Genomic DNA, 17,790 nt, shown 5'->3' on the forward strand with positions numbered 1-17,790 from the left:
CAAGGAGGCTCCCTGGCGAGCCTCCCCGTCCACCCCTTCTGGTAATCCGTCATGAGCGATAACGCCTTTCGCCCGGCGAGCCTGGTGCTCGCCACGGTGGGCCTGTCCCTGGCCACCTTCATGCAGGTGCTCGACACCACCATCGCCAACGTCGCCCTGACCACCATTTCCGGCAACCTCGGGGTGAGTTCGGAACAGGGCACCTGGGTCATCACCGCCTTTGCCGTGAGCAACGCCATCGCCCTCCCACTGACCGGCTGGATGGCGCGGCGCTTCGGCGAGGTCAAGCTGTTCATGGCCGCCGTGGTGCTCTTCGTCATCACCTCGTTCCTCTGCGGCATCGCCACCTCCATGCCGGAACTGGTGATCTTCCGCGCCATGCAGGGCTTCGTCGCCGGCCCGCTCTATCCCATGGCCCAGACCCTGCTGCTGGCGATCTTTCCGGCGGCCAAACGCGGCATGGCCCTGGCGCTATTGGCCATGGTGACGGTGGTGGCGCCCATCATCGGCCCCATCGCCGGCGGCTGGATCACCGACAACTACAGCTGGCCGTGGATCTTCTTCATCAACATCCCCATCGGCATCTTCGCCACCCTGGTGGTCTGGAGCCAGCTGGGCAAGAAGCCGGAAAAGCTGGTGCACCAGCCCATCGACTATGTCGGGCTGATCCTCCTGGTGCTGGGCGTAGGCGTGTTGCAGGTGGTGCTGGACAAGGGCAACGACCTGGACTGGTTCGAATCCAACCTGATCTGCCTGGGCGCGGCCTTTTCCGCCGTGGCCCTCACCGCCCTGGTGATCTGGGAGCTGACCGACAAGCATCCCATCGTCAACCTGCGGCTGTTCCGCTATCGCAACTTCAGCTTCGGCACCCTGGCGCTGGTGCTGGGCTATTCGGGCTTCTTCGGCATCAACCTGCTGCTGCCCCAGTGGCTGCAGACCCAGCTCGGCTACACCCCGGTGTGGGCGGGTCTGGCCGCGGCGCCCATCGGCATCCTGCCGGTGATCCTCTCGCCGCTGGTGGGCAAGTTCGCGCACAAGACCGACCTGCGCCTGCTGGCCGGCGGCTCCTTCCTGGTGATAGGGGCGTCCTGCTTCATGCGCGCCACCTTCAACAACGAGGTGGACTATCGCCACATCGCCGAGGTACAGACCTTCATGGGCCTGGGTGTGGCGCTGTTCTTCATGCCGACCACCAGCATCCTGCTGTCCAGCCTCAAGCCGTCGGAGCTGGCGGATGGTGGCGGTCTGGCGACCTTCCTGCGGGTGCTGGGCGGCAGCTTCGCCTCCTCCCTGACCACCTGGCTGTGGCAGCGCCGCGCCATCCATCACCATGCCCAGCTGACCGAGGACGTCACCGTCTACAGCCCGGCCACCCAGCATTACCTGGACGCCCTCGGCGGGCCGTCGCAGCAGGCCTATGCGCAGCTGGACAAGGTGGTGGAGAGCCAGGCCTACATGCTCTCCACGGTGGACTACTTCACCCTGCTCGGCTGGATCTTCATGGGCCTGTTCCTGATCATCTGGCTGGCCAAGCCGCCCTTCGCGGCCAAGCCGGGGGCCGGTGGCGGCGACCACTAGCCCGGCATTCAGGGAGTGCCGGGCTGGGTCTCCAGGTAGTCGGCGATGTCGCGCAGGTCCTCGGCGTCGCCGATGCCCCAGAATCTCATCTTGGTGCCCGGCACCTTCCGCTCGGGATCGCGCAGAAAGGCCGCCAGGGCCTCGCGATCCCAGGCGAAGCCGGCCTGGCGCATGGCGTCGGAATAGTTATAGCCGGCCAGGCTCCCGGCCTGGCGACCGAAGAGGTCGTTGAGCTGGGGGCCGAAACCGGACTGGGCGCCCGGTCCCACCGAATGGCAGTTGTGGCAGCGGCGCAGGAAGAGATTGCGGCCATTGTCGGCATCGGCCCAGGCCAGTTCACCGCTGAGCAATGCCAGCACGGCCAGCCCAGCCAGGCCCTTCATCGCTGGCACTTCCGGCAATAGACGCTGGCGCGCTGGCCCAGGCGGATCTCCTGCAGGCCAGTCCCGCAGACCTTGCAGAATTCGCCCTTGCGCCCGTAGACGAACAGCTCCTGCTTGAAATAGCCCGGCGCCCCATCACCACCGATGAAGTCGCGCAGGGTGGTGCCGCCGCTTTCGATGGAGCGCGCCAGGACCTTCTTGATCTCGACGGCCAGGCGCTCGTAGCGCGCCCGGGAAACGCTGCCAGCGGCCCGGCGGGGATCGATGCCGGCGGCGAACAGCGCCTCGGCGGCGTAGATGTTGCCCACCCCCACCACCACGGCGTTGTCCATGATGAAGGGTTTGACCGCCATGCTGCGCCCGCGCGACAGCTCGAACAGCCGACCGCCGTCGAAGGCCTCGGTCAGCGGTTCGGGCCCCAGCTTGCTCAGCAGCACATGGGCATGGGGATCCTGGGTCCAGAGCAGCGCACCGAAGCGGCGCGGATCGGTGTAGCGCAACGACAGCCCGGATTCCAGCTCGATGTCGACGTGCTCGTGCTTGGCCGGCGGCTGGTCGGCGGGCACCAGGCGCAGGCTGCCGGACATGCCCAGGTGACCGATCAGGGTGCCGCTCTCGGCGCGGATCAGCAGGTACTTGGCCCGTCGCTCGACGGCCTCGATGCGCTGCCCGGAGAGGCGCACATCCAGGTCCTCGGGTACCGGCCAGCGCAGCCGGCCATCGCGGACGATGACCCGGCGCACGCGCTGACCGACGACATGGGGCTCGATGCCCCGGCGAGTGGTTTCGACTTCAGGTAGTTCGGGCATGAGGATCCAGAAGGATTGCGGACGCCTTAGTAATTGATCCGACCGCTGCCCATTTCAAGGATGGTTTCCTTGAGCGACTCGAAGTCGTATTCGGACAGGCCGACGTGATCCAGCACCCGCGGCGCGATGGCCTGCCACTCGTGATCCTCGTCCTGGCCACCCAGGGCGCGATAGCAGCGGCAGATGTGCTCGGCCATCTTCAGCAGCGCCAGCAGATTCTTGATCTGGATATCGGTGGACGAGTCCTCGTCGAAGACCGACTGGGCGTTGTGGTGATTGGCGATGGCCTGGCCGACGTGTTCCGGCAGGCGCCAGGAGCGGGAGATGAAATAGCCCACCACGGCGTGATTGGTGCTGAAGATGCGGTTCTCCACGTCCACCACCCGCACCTGCTCGTTGACGCTGGCATAGGCCTCTTCCAGCACCGCCATGTAGTTGGGGAAGCGCTTGAGCATCAGCGGGATGCCGCAGTTGTGGAACAGACCCAGGGCATAGGCCTCGTCCGGGGTCGGATAGCCGGTCTTCTTGGCCAGGCTCAGGCAGGTCTCGGCGACGTCCTGGGCGGTGTCCCAGAAGCGGTTGAGGATGACGATGGTCTCGTCGGTGAGCTCGCCCTTGATCGACTGGGCGTTGATCAGGTTGATGACCGACTGGCTGCCCAGCAGATTGACCGCCCGCTGGATCGAGGTGATGCGATTGCTGAGACCGAAGTACGGCGAGTTCACCAGCTTGAGCAGGGCGCCCGAGAGCCCCGGGTCCTGGCCGATCAGGCGGGAGATGACCTTGAGATCGGGGCTGGGCATGAGTTGTTCGAGTTGCAGATCCACCATGATCTGCGGCTGCGGCGGAATGCTGATGCCTTGCAGAGCCTGACGGATCTGCTCCTCGGACAGCTGAGGGGACGCTTGGGACATGGGGACTACTCTGCGATGGATGTCGCAAATCTACTCCGCACCGCTCGGCTATGCCATCGGGCGCGACGAAGGAACTTTAGAAGGGTAAAGCGAGACGGATTTAGGAGCGCTGGCAAAAGGCTAGCCCGACCGAATTCCAATCGAGGTATCCGCAACCATGGCTACATCCCTGAACGGCAAGAAAATCGCCATCCTGGTCACCGACGGCTTCGAGCAGGCCGAACTCACCGGCCCCAAGCAGGCCCTGGAACAGGCGGGCGCCCAGACCCACATCATCTCCGCCGAGAACGGTGAGGTGCGCGGCTGGGACGGCACCGAGCCGGCCGACAGCTTTCCGGTGGACCTCACCTTCGCCGCAGCCAATGCCGGCGACTATGACGCCGTGCTGCTGCCCGGCGGCGTGGTCAACGCCGACACCATCCGCATCGACGAGCAGGCCCAGCAGCTGACCAAGCAGATCGCCGACGCCGGCAAGCCGGTCGCCGTCATCTGCCACGGTGCCTGGCTGCTGATCTCCGCCGGCCTCGTGCAGGGCAAGACCCTGACCAGTTGGCCCTCGCTGACCGACGACCTCAGGAACGCTGGCGCCACCTGGCAGGACCAGGAAGTCATCGTCGACGGTCAACTGGTGAGCAGCCGCAAGCCAGACGACATTCCGGCCTTCAATCGCGAGTTCATCAAGCTGCTGGCAGGCTGATTCATCAAGACTGGCACTTTGATCTCATAAGACTGAACTTATGGCAAAGTGCCAGAGTCTTATCGAGTGCCCCCAAAGCACTTTTAGCCCGCCCTGCCCGGCGGGCTTTCTTTTGCCCAGCGTTTGGCTGGAGCCTTTTCAGAATCTTGCGAGCTAGAGCCAAACAAGGCTCGGGCGGCCCCGCAAAAACGCCTTAGGCAGCGGATCGGACCCGCGCTTGGTGTTTACACAGGGTAGACGACGGGGTCGGCCTTCCAGAGTGTTTGCAATGCCGTCTGGCCGACACGCAGCCGATTATGAACAGGCTTCAGGCCTGGAAATCACCTTGCAGATCCACCAGATGGCGCTCGATGTCGGCCAGGCGCTGGCCCTGATCGCTCATGCCCAGCCAATCCAGCTTGAGGTGCGCCTCGAACGGCAGCAGATAGGCCAGCTGGCAGCCCAGGGCCTGGCGGTCGACAACCTCGCCGCCCATGTCCAGGCTGGCCACCATCGGATGCTGGGCCAGGGCCGCCAGCAGCGCCATCAGGTCGGCGTCGCCATCGCGTAGCGGCTGGGGATCGGTTTCCGGGAGCCACTCCACCTCACCCACCACCAGGTGATCGGGTTGCTCTTCCTGGCTCAGCAGGCGAAAGCGCCGTCCGCCTTCGATGCGGATACCCAGCAGGCCGTTGCTCTGCTGCTGCCAGTCGCGGATCAGCGCCTCGCAACCGTAGGCACCCAGGCGATTCGGCGCGCCACCGGTCTCGCGGCCTTCGAGGATGGTCACCACGCCAAAGCTGCTGCCCTGCTTGAGGCAGCGACCGAGCATGTCCAGATAGCGGGCTTCGAACAGCTGCAGATCAAGGCGGCAGCCGGGGAACAGGGTGGTATTGAGCGGAAACAGGGACAGCGTCATGAAACCTCCGGGGCTTGAGGGTCCTGCTGGATAGAGCATCGAGCGCCGCCGAAGGCTCCCGCGCGGCGACGCGCGGGGCCTGGTCGGGTCAGAAGCGATAGACCTCGGCGCCGGTGCGGATGGGCACCACGGCCGGCAGCGTTGGCCGAGCCTGGGCCTCTTCGACAAGTTTCTTCGGCTCCTTGCGCGCCATCTCGGTCTCGCGGCGGCCGCGCTGGGCGACCTTGGTGAGATCTGTGGCCAGCCGCACCGACAGTTGTTGCAGCAATTCGCCCTGGGCCCGCACCTGGGCCGCGCGATCGCCCGCGTGCCGGGTCTGCAGGTGGATCACCTCGGTATCCAGCAGCCGGCCCTGGCCGTCGCGCAACTGCCAGCTGGCATCGAGGGTGGCAGGCGCCTGGTCACCGGCATCGAGCCGGGTCACCACCAGCTCCACCCGGTACTGCGGATCGAAGCCTGCGGGTTGCTCCCCCACCACCACCCGACCGCTATTAAGGCGGCCGGCGAGTTGGCGCTGCAGCAATTGACGCACGTTGGCGTCCAGCGGTCCGGCCCAGTGGTCGCGGGTGGTCTTGAGACTGCCGTCGGCCTGGCGCTCCAGCAGCACGTCGCGCTGCAGGTAGTCGGCCAGTTGCAGGCTTTCGATCCACACCGAAAGGCCGCGCTCACTGCTCGCCGGCGCACGCGCATTGCCGCCATCGAGCTGGTAGTAGTGGCTGGGGCCGAGGCTGGCACAGCCACCCAGGCCGGCCAGCAGGCCAACGAGCGCCAGCCTGACAAGACACATCCGTTTCATCGAGGCTCTCTCTCGACGGGCAGCGAGGCCCGGCGAGTCCTGGTCGAAAAAATCCGGGCTATGCTAGCGGCTGACCGCGGGCGGCTCAAGTTTCCACCTGCAGCGAGTCCACCCGCTGGAAGCCCCGTGGCAGCTTGTTGCCCCGCCGGCCGCGCTCGGCACGATAGTGCTCCAGGTCGCTGCCCTTGAGGGTATAGGGGCGTTTGCCGGCCTGCAGCGTGAGGGAAGCGCCGGCCGGCACCACGGCCAGATCGACCACGTATTCCTCGCGCTTGGCGACCCGTTCGCCGGGAATGGAGATCAGCTTGTTGCCCTTGCCCTTGGCCAGCTGCGGCAGCTCGGTGATGGCGAACACCAGCAGCCGTCCCTCGTTGGTGACCACCGCGAGGGAGGTGTCTTCCAGGGAGGCGACCGGCTTGGGCGGCAGCACCTTGGCCCCATTGGGCAGACTGATCAGCGCCTTGCCGGCCTTGTTCTTGGCCTGCAGGTCCTCGCCCCTGACCACGAAGCCGTAGCCGGCGTCCGAGGCCAGGACATAGAGGCTGCTGTCGTCCGGCAGCAGCAGACACTCGAAGCTGGCGCCCGGCGGCGGCGTCAGGCGTCCGGTCAGGGGTTCGCCCTGGCCACGCGCCGACGGCAGTGAATGGGCGGCGACGGAATAGCTGCGGCCGCTGGAATCGATGAAGACGGCGAACTGATTGGAGCGGCCCTGGGCCGCTGCCTTGAAGCCGTCGCCGGCCTTGTAGGACAGCCCGGTAGGATCGACGTCATGGCCCTTGGCCTGACGCACCCAGCCCTTCTCGGAAAGCACCACGGTCACCGGCTCGGTCGGCATGAGCTCGGTTTCGGACAGCGCCTTGGCCTCGGCCCGGGCGACGATGGGCGAGCGGCGGGCGTCGCCATAGGTCTCGGCATCCTTGATCAGTTCGTCACGGACCAGGTTGCGCAGCTTCTTGTCACTGCCCAGCAGGGTCTGCAGGCGCTTCTGCTCCTTGAGCAGTTCGGCCTGCTCGCCGCGGATCTTCATCTCTTCCAGGCGCGCCAGCTGGCGCAGGCGGGTCTCGAGGATGTAGTCGGCCTGGTCCTCGGAGAGTTCGAAGCGGGCCATCAGCGCCTGCCGGGGATGCTCTTCGGTGCGGATGATGTGGATGACTTCATCCAGATTGAGGAAGGCGACCAGCAGGCCATCCAGCAGATGCAGGCGACGCTCGACCTTGTCCAGACGGAACTGCAGGCGGCGGCGCACTGTGCCGATGCGGTAGATCAGCCACTCCTGGAGGATCTGCCGGAGGTCCTTGACCTGGGGCTTGCCGTCCAGGCCGATGACGTTGAGGTTGACCCGGTAGCTGGACTCCAGATCGGTGGTGGCGAACAGGTGCTGCATCAGTTCGTCGGCATCGATGCGGTTGGAGCGCGGCACGATGACGATGCGGGTCGGATTCTCGTGGTCCGACTCGTCGCGCAGGTCGGCCACCATGGGCAGCTTCTTGGCCTGCATCTGGGCGGCGATCTGCTCCAGCACCTTGGAACCTGAGACCTGGTGCGGCAGCGCGGTGATGACCACGTCGCCGTCTTCGCGGCGGTAGACGGCGCGCATGCGCACCGAACCGCGACCAGTCTCGTAGATTTTGCGCAGATCGGCGCGGGGCGTGATGATCTCGGCTTCGGTGGGGAAGTCCGGGCCCGGCACGTGTTCGAGCAGTTCGGGAATCCCGGCGATGGGATCGTCCAGCAGGCGTATGCAGGCGGCCGCCACCTCGCGCAGGTTGTGCGGCGGGATGTCGGTGGCCATGCCCACGGCGATGCCGGTGGTGCCATTGAGCAGCAGGTTGGGCAGCCGCGCCGGCAGCACCGCCGGCTCGTTCAGGGTACCGTCGAAGTTGGGCACCCAGTCCACGGTGCCCTGCCCCAGTTCGTTGAGCAGCACCTCGGAATAGCGCGACAGGCGTGCCTCGGTGTAGCGCATGGCGGCGAAGGACTTGGGATCGTCCGGCGCACCCCAGTTGCCCTGGCCATCCACCAGCGGATAGCGATAGGAGAACGGCTGCGCCATGAGCACCATGGCTTCGTAGCAGGCCGAGTCGCCATGGGGGTGGTACTTACCAAGCACGTCACCCACGGTACGGGCGGATTTCTTGTGCTTGGCGTCGGCATCCAGCCCCAGTTCGCTCATGGCGTAGATGATGCGGCGCTGGACCGGCTTGAGGCCGTCGCCGATGTGCGGCAGGGCGCGATCCATGATGACGTACATGGAGTAGTCCAGATACGCCTTCTCGGTGAAGTCGGCCATCGATCGGCGTTCGACGCCATCCAGGCTCAGGTCGAGGGGTGCACTCATGGGGGTCCTTTGGTGTTACGTCGTTGATCGGGGGCCCGGTCCATTGCGGTCATGGACCGCTCCTACAGGTGCTCGATACACCTGTAGGAGCGGTCGCTGCGGCGAACCGCCATGGCCGCGATAGGCGCAGCCAACATATTTAGAGCAGCACTTCGGCGCGATCGCCCTTGGATTCCAGCCAGCTCTTGCGGTCGCCGGATCTCTTCTTGGCCAGCAGCATGTCCATCATCTCGAGGGTGGCGGGCACGTCGTCGAGGGTCAGCTGCACCAGGCGCCGGGTATTGGGGTCCATGGTGGTTTCGCGCAGCTGCAGCGGATTCATCTCGCCCAGGCCCTTGAAGCGGGTCACCTGGGGCTTGCCGCGCTTCTTCTCCGCCGCCAGGCGATCGAGGATGCCATCCCGCTCGGCGGGATCGAGTGCATAGTGCACCTCCTTGCCGAGGTCGATGCGGTACAGCGGCGGCATGGCCACATAGACGTGGCCGGCATCCACCAGCGGCCGGAAGTGCTGCACGAACAGCGCGCACAGCAAGGTGGCGATGTGCAGGCCGTCGGAATCGGCGTCGGCGAGGATGCAGATCTTGCCGTATCTGAGGCCGCTCAGGTCGGCGCTGCCCGGGTCGATACCGATGGCCACGGCGATGTCGTGCACCTCCTGGCTGCCCAGCACCTCGCTGCCATCCACTTCCCAGGTATTCAGGATCTTGCCGCGCAGCGGCATGATGGCCTGGAATTCCTTGCTGCGCGCCTGCTTGGCGCTGCCGCCCGCAGAGTCGCCCTCCACCAGGAACAGCTCGGAACGCATCGGATCCTGACCGGCGCAATCGGCCAGCTTGCCGGGCAGCGCCGGGCCCTGGGTGATCTTCTTGCGCTCGACCTTCTTGCCCGCCTTGAGGCGGCGACCGGCGTTGTTGATGGCCAGTTCGGCGATCTGCTGGCCCAGCTCGGGATGGGCGTTGAGCCAGAGGCTGAAGGCGTCCTTGACCACACCGGCGACGAAGGCCGCGGCCTCGCGGGAGGACAGGCGCTCCTTGGTCTGGCCGGAGAATTGCGGCTCCTGCATCTTCATCGAAAGGACGAAGGCGATGCGCTCCCAGACATCTTCCGGGGCCAGCTTGAGGCCGCGCGGCAGGAGGTTGCGGAATTCGCAGAATTCGCGAATGGCGTCCAGCAGGCCCTGGCGCAGGCCGTTCACATGGGTGCCGCCCTGGGCGGTGGGAATCAGGTTGACGTAACTTTCCTGCACCGACTCGCCGCCTTCGGGCAGCCAGAACAGCGCCCAGTCCACCGCTTCCCGGGCCGAGGCCAGGGTGCCGTGGAAGGGTGCCTCGGGCAGCCGCAGGGCGTCGCCCACGGTGTCGATCAGATAGGATCTCAGCCCGTCTTCGTAATGCCATTCGCTGCGCTCGCCACTGGCTTCGTCGAGGAAGCTCACCGCCAGGCCCGGGCAGAGCACCGCCTTGGCCTTGAGCACGTGCTTCAGGCGGCTGATGGAAAACTTGGGCGCATCGAAGTACTTGGGGTCCGGCCAGAAGTGCACGCTGGTGCCGGTATTGCGCTTGCCAACGCTGCCGACCACGGCCAGTTCGCTGGCCTTGAAGCCATCGGCGAAGGCCATGCCGTATTCGTTGCCCTCGCGCTTGACGCGCACCTCGACCCGGGTCGACAGGGCGTTCACTACCGAGATGCCCACGCCGTGCAGACCGCCGGAGAACTGGTAGTTCTTGTTGGAGAACTTGCCACCGGCGTGCAGCTTGGTAAGGATCAGCTCGACGCCGGAGACGCCCTCTTCCGGATGGATGTCCACCGGCATGCCGCGGCCGTCATCGATGACTTCGAGGGAGTTGTCGGCGTGCAGGATCACCTGCACCTGGCGCGCATGACCGGCCAGGGCCTCGTCCACGCTGTTGTCGATGACTTCCTGGGCCAGGTGGTTGGGCCGCGAGGTGTCGGTGTACATGCCAGGGCGCTTGCGCACCGGATCGAGTCCGGAGAGGACTTCGATGGCGTCGGCGTTATAGGCGTTCTGCGTGGCCATGGGGTCTCTATTCGAAGGTGTTGAAATCCAGCTCGCGCCAGAGCGCCGGGTCGAAGCCGGCCAGCTCCAGCAGCAGCGGCAGCTGGCGATGGAAGCCCTGGAAGCCGTGGTCGCCACCCTGCTCGATGCGCAGGGTACAGCCGCCGTAGTAACGTTCGGCGTCGCGGTAGTCGAGGGTCTCGTCGCCGGTCTGCAGCCAGACGTGGAAACGCTCGGGATCCGCCGGCGCCGCGACTTCCAGCGCACGCATGGCCTCGACGTGGGTCTCGGTAAGGGTCCAGCTCTCGCCAGTATGGTGATTGCGCTGGGGGCCCAGGTAGTGCTCCATGAAGCGCCAGGGCCGGACCGCCGGATTGATCAGTACGGCCTTGAGCCCATGGCGCTCGGCCAGGACGGTGGCATAGTAGCCGCCCAGGGAGCTGCCGACCAGCAAGGGGGCGTCCAGCTCGGCCAGCTCGCGCTCCAGCAAAGCGAAGGCAGCGTCGGCATCATTGGGCAGCGCCGGCGCGCGCAGGCGGTCCGCCAGGCCGAGGCGGGTCATGCAGGCAGTGAGCTGCCGCGCCTTCAGGGACGCGGGTGAGCTGTTGAAACCATGGATATAGAGGATCGACGGCATCGGGCCGCTCCTACTGGATAAAAAAACAGGTAAAGAGTAACCCGTTTCGACCCTCGCGACCAAGACAGCCGACCGGCGTCAGCCCGGGCAGCCCTAGTAGCCCTAGTAGCCCGCGGCGCTGTGATCCACGGTGAAGGCATGCTGTTGCAGACGCGAGACACCGGTCTCCAGATTGCCGTCGGGCAACAGGCGCAACCAGCGATAGCCCGGGGCCTGATCGCCCGCCTTGAAGTCCTGGCTGCCCGGCTCGAATTGCAGGCCGGTGGACGGCGAGGCCAGCAGGCGCACGCCGTTGCGCAGCTGATCGAACTCCTGGTGGATGTGCCCCCAGAGCACCACCTTGACCTGGGGATGGCGATCCAGCACGGCAAACAGCTCGTCCGCCCGGTGCAGGCCCAGGGGCTCCATCCAGCCACACCCCACGGGTACCGGATGATGGTGCAGGCAGATCAGTGCCGGACGCTCGGGCGCGGCACTCAGGGCCTCGTCCAGGGTCACCAGCTGCGCCTGCTCCAGCTCGCCGAAGACGCAGCCGCGCACGGTGCTGTCGAGCAGAATCAAGCGCCAGGCGCCCAGGTCGGTGACGGTTTCCAGGAAATCGCGATTGCCACAGGCCTTGGCCATGGGCACGTTCTCGTCGTGGTTGCCAGCCAGCCAGCGCATGGGCGCATCGAGCGGTTCGGTCAGCTCGCAGAAGCGTTGATAGGACGCCACGGAGCCGTCCTGGGAGAGATCACCGCTGGCCAGCAGCAGATCGATGCGTGGCTGCTCCCGGACCACCTGGGCCACCACCTGCTGCAGGCTGGCTGCCGTATCGATACCCAACAACCGACCATTGGCGCGCGCAAACAGATGGCTATCGGTCAATTGGACGACGAGGGGAGCGTTGACACTATCCGGCAAACTCACCAAAGCCTCCTGGGGCATAAGGGGACAACGAGCGCAGGCAGGGTGCAGAAAAGTTCCCGGGAACTTGCGTGCATGCTTCACATTTTCGCAGCTTGCACCGTGCGAGGGAAGCTACGGCTGTCAGCGTTGCGCTCCAATGCTCATCGCTGCAGGATAGGTTCAGCTTCGTGGCCACAGGCCAGGCAGTGACTCAGCCACTCACCGAGAAACAGATTCAGCTGACTCTTTTCGTCAGGCTGATACATGGCCCGATTGGGGTAGGGATAGCGCCCGAGCAGGTGCCGGGAGGCCCCGGCCGACACCACTTCCGCCATCCGCGCATCGTGATAGACGCGCACTTCCAGTTCGGGCACCGGCAACCAGGGCAGCCCCAGTTCCTGACGCACCCGCAAGACCGTCGTATAGGGACAGGCCTCGGTGACTTCCAAGGCGAGCACGCCCAGTGGGCGCTCGCCTTGCGACAACATGACGCGGCGCGACACCACGGCTTCGCGCATCTTGGGCAGAAGCCGCATCAGCCGCACGTAGTTGGCCTCGCACGTGGCCTGCAGGCCCGGCAGGTCAACTCGATAGCGATCTCGCAGTTTCAGCCCCATAACCCCCGTACCTCGGCGCGATTGAGCGCCAACCATTGCAGGGCGATGATAGCCGCTGCGTTATTGATTCGACCGTCGCGAACCCCGGCCAGTGCCTCGTCCAGCGACCAGACATGGACGCGAATGTCCTCGCCCTCCTCTTCCAGGCCATGGACGCCACCGGCATCCGCGGTGCTGCAGCGACCCAGGTAGAGATAGACCTGTTCGTCGCTGCCGCCGGGCGAGGGGAAGTAGGTGGAGATGGGCCAGAGCGATTGCAAGGTCAGCCCGGCTTCTTCCTCGGCTTCCCGATGAGCGACCGCCTCGACGGCCTCGCCCTGCTTGTCCACCAAGCCTGCCACCGGCTCAAGCAGCCAGGGATGAGCGGTCTTTTCCATGACGCCGACGCGAAACTGCTCGATCAGCACCACCTCGTCGCGCGCGGCGTCGTAGGGCAGCACGCAGACGGCATCGGGACGCACGAAGACCTCGCGTTCCAGTTCCGGCCCCAGGGCCCCGGAGAACTGGCGGTGGCGCAGCCGGAAGCGGGCCATGCGGTAGAAGCCCTGGAAGCAGATCTCGCGGCTCAGGATTTCAACGGCGGGCGCCTGGGATTCGTTGGCTTCGGTCATGGGCGCTCCAGCGCTGAATGAAGGTGATCAGCTCATCCTAGCGTGCCCCCGCGCTCGTGCAGCCCCTGGCGCGCCAAGTCGCGAAAGGGACAACAAGCCGGGAAACCTCCGGCCACCCCTGGCAAACTTATGGAGCCAGACGGGTTCGAAAGCCGTCGTTCTCTGTTTCCATGACAAGGAATCCCATGCCTATCCGCCCGCTCCTCCTGCTCGCCGGCCTGCTGCTCGGTGGTTGCCAAAGCGTCTTCGGCCCCAACCTGGACAAACCCCTCACGCCTCGCCACCAGGCCTGGGAGCACCGCCCCGCCGGCTGCCAGGGCGAAGACTGCCCGCTGATCAACATCGACTACGTGGAATTCGGCGACCCGGCGCTGGACGCCCTGGTGCAGCGGCACCTGCTGGGCCTGGCCCGCGCCGAGCCGGGTGCGCCCATCCCGGCTTCGCTGGAGAGCTACGAGCGGGACTTCCTCGCCAAGGCGCAGCCACGCTGGAGCAGCTATCTGCAGGCCAAGGTGCGTGAACAGCATGACGGCCTGGTGATCATCGAGTTCTCCAGCTACCTGGCCAATGGCGGTGCCCATGGTCTGGCCGGCCGTGACTTCGTCACCTGGGATCGCCATCTCGACCGGCAGATCACCCTGGGCGACATGCTGGTGCCGGGGCAGGAAGCCGAGTTCTGGCGGCTGGCGCAGCTGTCGCGCGAGGCCTGGATGGTCAGCAACAACGTCGGCGATGCCGACTTCCGCCAGCAGTGGCCCTTCCTCAAGACCAACAACGTGGCCCTGGACTTCGGCGCCCTGACGCTTAAGTACGACATCGGCAGCATCGCCCCCTACGCCATGGGCCATCCGGAGCTGAAGATCCCTTATCCCAAGCTCAATGGCATCCTCAAGGGCGAGTATTTCCCGGGGCGGGGCAAGGCGCGGCAGCCGTAGGACCTGGTCAACCGAAATCATCTGCTGCAAGCGGGTTTGATCGCGGCCATGGGCCGCTCCTACAGCGGACTCAATCTTCTGTAGGAGCGGCCGCATCACCGGATCCATGGCCGCGATACCCCCACCCCAACCCTCCCCCGCACGCGGGAGAGGGGGCAGTTAGGCGTAGGTTGGGTTGAGCGCAGCGAAGCCCAACAGGCCGGCCCCTAAACCCGCTTCAATCCGAGCAGCGCCTGCGCGGCGCCAGCCACCACGATGGCTGGCAGGGTCGCGCCCCAGGCGGGGAGCAGGGTCGGCAGCAGGTGGTAGACGGCCACGCCCAGGGCCCAGGCGATCAGGGATTCCAGGCGCAACGCCCGTACCCGCTGCGGAGCCTTGCGGCGGCGCAGCAGGAAGTGATCCACCAGCACCACGCCGAACAGCGGGGCGAACACCGAGCCGATCAGCAGCAGGAAGTGTTCGTACTGGGCCAGGGGCACCAGCAGCGCCAGCAGGGTGCAGAGGATGCCGATAGCCAGGGTCAGCTGCCAGATCTTCACCTGGGCCAGGAAACCCGTCGCCACCGCCGCCGAGTGATAGGCGGCAAAGGCGTTTTCCGATTCGTCCAGCAGGATCAGCAGCAGCGGCAGGCCCAGGCCGGCCACGGCCAGGGCGCGCAGCAGGGCGTCGGCTTCACCGCCGCTGGCGAAAGCCAGGGTGTAGGCGAAGCCCAGGCCCATCAGCCAGAGGTTGCCACAGAAATAGCCCAGCATGACGCCGCGCCCGGCGCTACGCCCGGTGCGGGCGAAGCGGGTGTAGTCGGCGATCACCGGTAGCCACGACAGCGGCATGGCCACCACCAGGTCGAAGCCCAGGGCCTGGGTCAGGGAGCCGTCGCCCGAACGCTGCCAGAGCGCGGCCAAGTCGGCGCGCAGGAAGAGGTCCAGGGTCAGCCAGGTGCAGGCCCCGAGCAGCAGCCAGATGCCCCAGCGGCTGAGGAAACGGCGCACGAAGGTCAGCGGACCGGCCACCGCCAGGGCCGTGGCCAGGGCGCCGAAGACCAGGGTCCAGAGCACCGGCGAGGCCCAGCTCTGCAGGCCCCAGCTGCCCAGCAGCACACTGGCAGCCTCGCGCATCACCACCAGTTCGAAGGCGCCCCAGCCGATCAGCTGGGTGATGTTGAGCACCGCCGGCAACAGCGCGCCGCGCTGGCCGAGGCTCTGGCCCAGGGCGCTCATGCCGGCCAGGCCGGTATCGCTGCCCACCAGGCCGGCGGCCGCCAGCAGCAGCACCCCGACCCCGGTGCCGAGCACCAGCACCAGCAGGCCATCGGCCAGGCCGAGGCCGGGTGCCAGCAACGCGCCGGCCTGGGCCACCATGAGACCGATGCCCAGGGAGAACCAGAGGGTGAAGAGATCGCGCCCGCCAAGGATGCGGCGGTCCGCCGGAACGGGGATGGTGGGGGTATAGAGGCCGGGGGCCTGGGCCATGATGGGTCTCGTGAGCAAGGGGTTGAGGACGCCCGACGTCGTGGGGTGACGCCGGGCATTGTTGGGCTTCGCTGCGCTCAGCGCCAACCTACGGTCGTCAGACCTGCTTGTAGATCACCCCGCCTTCGTCCTTGAAGCGCGCCGCCTGTTCCTGGAAGCCGGCCTCGATGGCCTTCTGCTCGTCGGTCAGGCCGTTTTCCTTGGCGTAGTCGCGGACTTCCTGGGTGATCTTCATGGAGCAGAACTTGGGCCCGCACATGGAGCAGAAGTGCGCCACCTTGGCCGAGTCCTTGGGCAGGGTCTCGTCGTGGAAGGCGCGCGCCGTGTCCGGGTCCAGGCCCAGGTTGAACTGGTCTTCCCAGCGGAATTCGAAGCGCGCCTTGGACAGGGCGTTGTCGCGGATCTGGGCGCCAGGGTGCCCCTTGGCCAGGTCGGCGGCATGGGCGGCGATCTTGTAGGTGATGATGCCGGTCTTGACGTCGTCCTTGTTGGGCAGGCCGAGGTGCTCCTTGGGCGTCACGTAGCAGAGCATGGCGCAGCCGAACCAGCCGATCATGGCGGCGCCGATGCCGCTGGTGATGTGGTCGTAGCCGGGGGCGATATCGGTGGTCAGCGGACCGAGGGTGTAGAACGGCGCCTCGTCGCAGCACTCCAGCTGCTTGTCCATGTTTTCCTTGATCAGTTGCATGGGCACATGGCCCGGACCTTCGATCATGGTCTGGACGTCATGCTTCCAGGCGATCTTGGTCAGCTCGCCGAGGGTTTCCAGCTCGCCGAACTGGGCGGCGTCGTTGGCATCGGCGATGGAGCCCGGGCGCAGGCCGTCACCCAGGGAAAAGCTCACGTCGTAGGCCTGCATGATCTCGCAGATGTCTTCGAAGTGGGTATAGAGGAAGTTTTCCTTGTGATGCGCCAGGCACCACTTGGCCATGATGGAGCCGCCGCGGGAGACGATGCCGGTGACGCGCTTGGCGGTCAGGGGCACGTAGTGCAGACGCACCCCGGCATGGATGGTGAAGTAGTCCACGCCCTGCTCCGCCTGCTCGATGAGCGTGTCGCGGAACAGCTCCCAGGTCAGTTCTTCGGCGACACCATCGACCTTTTCCAGGGCTTGGTAGATGGGCACGGTGCCGATGGGGACCGGCGAATTGCGGATGATCCACTCGCGGGTCTCGTGGATGTGCTTGCCGGTGGACAGGTCCATCACGGTGTCGGCGCCCCAGCGGATGCCCCAGGTCAGCTTCTCGACCTCTTCCTCGATGGAAGAGCCCAGGGCGCTGTTGCCGATGTTGCCGTTGATCTTCACCAGGAAGTTGCGGCCGATGATCATCGGCTCCAGCTCCAGGTGGTTGATGTTGGCCGGGATGATGGCGCGGCCGCGGGCCACCTCGTCGCGGACGAACTCGGGGTGATCTCCTGGGGAATGCTGGCGCCGAAACTCTGGCCGCGGTGCTGATTGCCGAGCAGGCCGGCGGCGCGGGCTTCCTGCAGCTTCATGTTCTCGCGGATGGCGATGTATTCCATCTCCGGGGTGACGATGCCCTGGCGGGCATAGTGCATCTGGGAAACGTTGCGCCCGGCCTTGGCCCGGCGCGGCTGGCGCGCCAGGTCGAATCTCAGGGCGGCCAGGCTCGGATCGGCGAGGCGCGCCTGGCCGAACTCGGAAGACAGCCCGGCCAGCAGCTCGGTGTCGCCGCGCTCTTCGATCCAGCGCGAACGCACGTCCGGCAGGCCCTTGCGCAGGTCGATACGGGCGGCCGGGTCGGTATAGGGACCGGAGGTGTCGTAGACGCACACCGGGGCGTTCTTTTCACCGCCGAACGCGGTGGGAGTATCGGCGAGGGAGATTTCCCGCACCGGCACGCGAATGTCGGGACGCGAACCGGTCAGATAGACCTTGCGCGAATTGGGCAACGGCTGGGTGGACTGACGGTCGACGCGGGTGAAGTCGGTGACGTTGTTCTGCTTGTTCATCGAGGCTCTCCTGGTGGGCGCGTTGCCGAGGGAAGAACCTGGACGAAGGGTGGGCACGCAGGAAGAGGCAAGCCCGGACGGATGGCGACCACGGATGGAGACGGCGGACGCCCTCTTGTTCCCTACGCAGGTTGACGCACCGCCATGCGGCGCGCCTAGCCTGATCAGGTTCAACGGGATCCGGGACTACCCGATCTCAGCGCCTCGTAGCGCACCCCGACAAGAACGT

General features: G+C 66.1%; 15 protein-coding genes, 1 pseudogene and 1 riboswitch. Of the genes and pseudogenes, 3 read left to right on the forward strand and 13 right to left on the reverse strand.

The annotated features are described in order from the left end of the window. The first annotated feature begins 51 nt into the window (after window positions 1-51). Entirely contained in the window at window positions 52-1,578 is a 1,527-nt protein-coding gene (locus BGI51_RS02365; protein WP_133862577.1) for a DHA2 family efflux MFS transporter permease subunit, read from the forward strand. Window positions 1,579-1,586: 8 nt separating this feature from the next. Here BGI51_RS02365 and BGI51_RS02370 read toward each other — a convergent pair whose 3' ends face one another. Genes BGI51_RS02370 through BGI51_RS02380 form a run of 3 tightly spaced genes read right to left on the reverse strand, consistent with a single transcriptional unit; the run spans window position 1,587 to window position 3,621 of the window. After that, complete coding sequence (locus BGI51_RS02370; RefSeq protein WP_187980191.1) at window positions 1,587-1,961, reverse strand: c-type cytochrome; 375 nt, start codon at window positions 1,959-1,961, stop codon at window positions 1,587-1,589. After that, window positions 1,958-2,770 (reverse strand): bifunctional DNA-formamidopyrimidine glycosylase/DNA-(apurinic or apyrimidinic site) lyase, encoded by an 813-nt coding sequence (mutM, locus tag BGI51_RS02375; protein ID WP_093256224.1) that lies wholly within the window; start codon window positions 2,768-2,770, stop codon window positions 1,958-1,960. Before mutM ends, BGI51_RS02370 begins: the two co-directional genes overlap by 4 nt. Window positions 2,771-2,796: 26 nt before the next feature. Then, the gene (locus tag BGI51_RS02380; protein WP_405046487.1) at window positions 2,797-3,621 is read right to left on the reverse strand and encodes an HDOD domain-containing protein; all 825 of its coding nucleotides are present in this window, start codon (window positions 3,619-3,621) and stop codon (window positions 2,797-2,799) included. A gap of 220 nt (window positions 3,622-3,841) precedes the next feature. On the opposite strand from BGI51_RS02380, the gene BGI51_RS02385 reads away from it, so the two are divergent. Further along, window positions 3,842-4,381, forward strand: a complete 540-nt coding sequence (locus BGI51_RS02385; protein ID WP_187980192.1) for a type 1 glutamine amidotransferase domain-containing protein — start codon at window positions 3,842-3,844, stop codon at window positions 4,379-4,381. Between the two features lie 307 nt (window positions 4,382-4,688). Here the strand turns inward: BGI51_RS02385 and BGI51_RS02390 are convergent, their stop codons facing one another. From BGI51_RS02390 to BGI51_RS02425, 8 genes are all read right to left on the reverse strand, one after another. Next, complete coding sequence (locus tag BGI51_RS02390) at window positions 4,689-5,279, reverse strand: LON peptidase substrate-binding domain-containing protein (RefSeq protein WP_187980193.1); 591 nt, start codon at window positions 5,277-5,279, stop codon at window positions 4,689-4,691. Between the two features lie 88 nt (window positions 5,280-5,367). After that, the gene (locus BGI51_RS02395; protein ID WP_252977191.1) at window positions 5,368-6,066 is read right to left on the reverse strand and encodes a PqiC family protein; all 699 of its coding nucleotides are present in this window, start codon (window positions 6,064-6,066) and stop codon (window positions 5,368-5,370) included. Between the two features lie 94 nt (window positions 6,067-6,160). Continuing rightward, window positions 6,161-8,413 (reverse strand): DNA topoisomerase IV subunit A, encoded by a 2,253-nt coding sequence (parC, locus tag BGI51_RS02400; RefSeq protein WP_187980195.1) that lies wholly within the window; start codon window positions 8,411-8,413, stop codon window positions 6,161-6,163. 139 nt (window positions 8,414-8,552) lie between these two features. Then, complete coding sequence (gene parE, locus BGI51_RS02405) at window positions 8,553-10,451, reverse strand: DNA topoisomerase IV subunit B (protein ID WP_187980196.1); 1,899 nt, start codon at window positions 10,449-10,451, stop codon at window positions 8,553-8,555. Window positions 10,452-10,458: 7 nt separating this feature from the next. Next, window positions 10,459-11,067, reverse strand: a complete 609-nt coding sequence (locus tag BGI51_RS02410) for a YqiA/YcfP family alpha/beta fold hydrolase (RefSeq protein WP_187980197.1) — start codon at window positions 11,065-11,067, stop codon at window positions 10,459-10,461. A gap of 102 nt (window positions 11,068-11,169) precedes the next feature. Beyond that, complete coding sequence (cpdA, locus tag BGI51_RS02415; RefSeq protein WP_187980198.1) at window positions 11,170-11,994, reverse strand: 3',5'-cyclic-AMP phosphodiesterase; 825 nt, start codon at window positions 11,992-11,994, stop codon at window positions 11,170-11,172. 122 nt (window positions 11,995-12,116) lie between these two features. Next, window positions 12,117-12,572, reverse strand: coding sequence for a DUF1249 domain-containing protein (locus tag BGI51_RS02420; protein WP_187980199.1), 456 nt, complete (start codon window positions 12,570-12,572; stop codon window positions 12,117-12,119). Then, the gene (locus BGI51_RS02425) at window positions 12,563-13,183 is read right to left on the reverse strand and encodes an NUDIX domain-containing protein (protein ID WP_133862587.1); all 621 of its coding nucleotides are present in this window, start codon (window positions 13,181-13,183) and stop codon (window positions 12,563-12,565) included. The genes BGI51_RS02420 and BGI51_RS02425 overlap by 10 nt, the downstream gene beginning before the upstream one ends. 185 nt (window positions 13,184-13,368) lie before the next feature. Between BGI51_RS02425 and BGI51_RS02430 the strand changes: the two genes are divergently transcribed. Next, window positions 13,369-14,118, forward strand: a complete 750-nt coding sequence (locus tag BGI51_RS02430; RefSeq protein WP_187980200.1) for an RsiV family protein — start codon at window positions 13,369-13,371, stop codon at window positions 14,116-14,118. A gap of 206 nt (window positions 14,119-14,324) precedes the next feature. Here BGI51_RS02430 and cytX read toward each other — a convergent pair whose 3' ends face one another. Further along, a complete protein-coding gene (cytX, locus tag BGI51_RS02435; RefSeq protein ID WP_187980201.1) occupies window positions 14,325-15,587 on the reverse strand; it encodes a putative hydroxymethylpyrimidine transporter CytX in 1,263 nt (420 codons plus the stop codon). A gap of 97 nt (window positions 15,588-15,684) precedes the next feature. Beyond that, window positions 15,685-17,561 (reverse strand): annotated as a pseudogene (gene thiC / locus BGI51_RS02440) (phosphomethylpyrimidine synthase ThiC). Window positions 17,562-17,663: 102 nt separating this feature from the next. Further along, window positions 17,664-17,790: riboswitch (TPP riboswitch) on the reverse strand.

The organism is Pseudomonas oryzihabitans, assembly GCF_014522265.1.
Classification (GTDB): Bacteria; Pseudomonadota; Gammaproteobacteria; order Pseudomonadales; family Pseudomonadaceae; genus Chryseomonas; species Chryseomonas aestiva.

Coding starts and splice junctions, on each gene's coding strand:
- BGI51_RS02365 (WP_133862577.1), top strand. CDS start 52: ATGAGCGATAACGCCTTTCGCCCGGCGAGCCTGGTGCTCGCCACGGTG.
- BGI51_RS02370 (WP_187980191.1), bottom strand. CDS start 1,961: ATGAAGGGCCTGGCTGGGCTGGCCGTGCTGGCATTGCTCAGCGGTGAA.
- mutM (WP_093256224.1), bottom strand. CDS start 2,770: ATGCCCGAACTACCTGAAGTCGAAACCACTCGCCGGGGCATCGAGCCC.
- BGI51_RS02385 (WP_187980192.1), top strand. CDS start 3,842: ATGGCTACATCCCTGAACGGCAAGAAAATCGCCATCCTGGTCACCGAC.
- BGI51_RS02390 (WP_187980193.1), bottom strand. CDS start 5,279: ATGACGCTGTCCCTGTTTCCGCTCAATACCACCCTGTTCCCCGGCTGC.
- BGI51_RS02395 (WP_252977191.1), bottom strand. CDS start 6,066: ATGTGTCTTGTCAGGCTGGCGCTCGTTGGCCTGCTGGCCGGCCTGGGT.
- parC (WP_187980195.1), bottom strand. CDS start 8,413: ATGAGTGCACCCCTCGACCTGAGCCTGGATGGCGTCGAACGCCGATCG.
- parE (WP_187980196.1), bottom strand. CDS start 10,451: ATGGCCACGCAGAACGCCTATAACGCCGACGCCATCGAAGTCCTCTCC.
- BGI51_RS02410 (WP_187980197.1), bottom strand. CDS start 11,067: ATGCCGTCGATCCTCTATATCCATGGTTTCAACAGCTCACCCGCGTCC.
- cpdA (WP_187980198.1), bottom strand. CDS start 11,994: ATGCCCCAGGAGGCTTTGGTGAGTTTGCCGGATAGTGTCAACGCTCCC.
- BGI51_RS02420 (WP_187980199.1), bottom strand. CDS start 12,572: ATGGGGCTGAAACTGCGAGATCGCTATCGAGTTGACCTGCCGGGCCTG.
- BGI51_RS02425 (WP_133862587.1), bottom strand. CDS start 13,183: ATGACCGAAGCCAACGAATCCCAGGCGCCCGCCGTTGAAATCCTGAGC.
- BGI51_RS02430 (WP_187980200.1), top strand. CDS start 13,369: ATGCCTATCCGCCCGCTCCTCCTGCTCGCCGGCCTGCTGCTCGGTGGT.
- cytX (WP_187980201.1), bottom strand. CDS start 15,587: ATGGCCCAGGCCCCCGGCCTCTATACCCCCACCATCCCCGTTCCGGCG.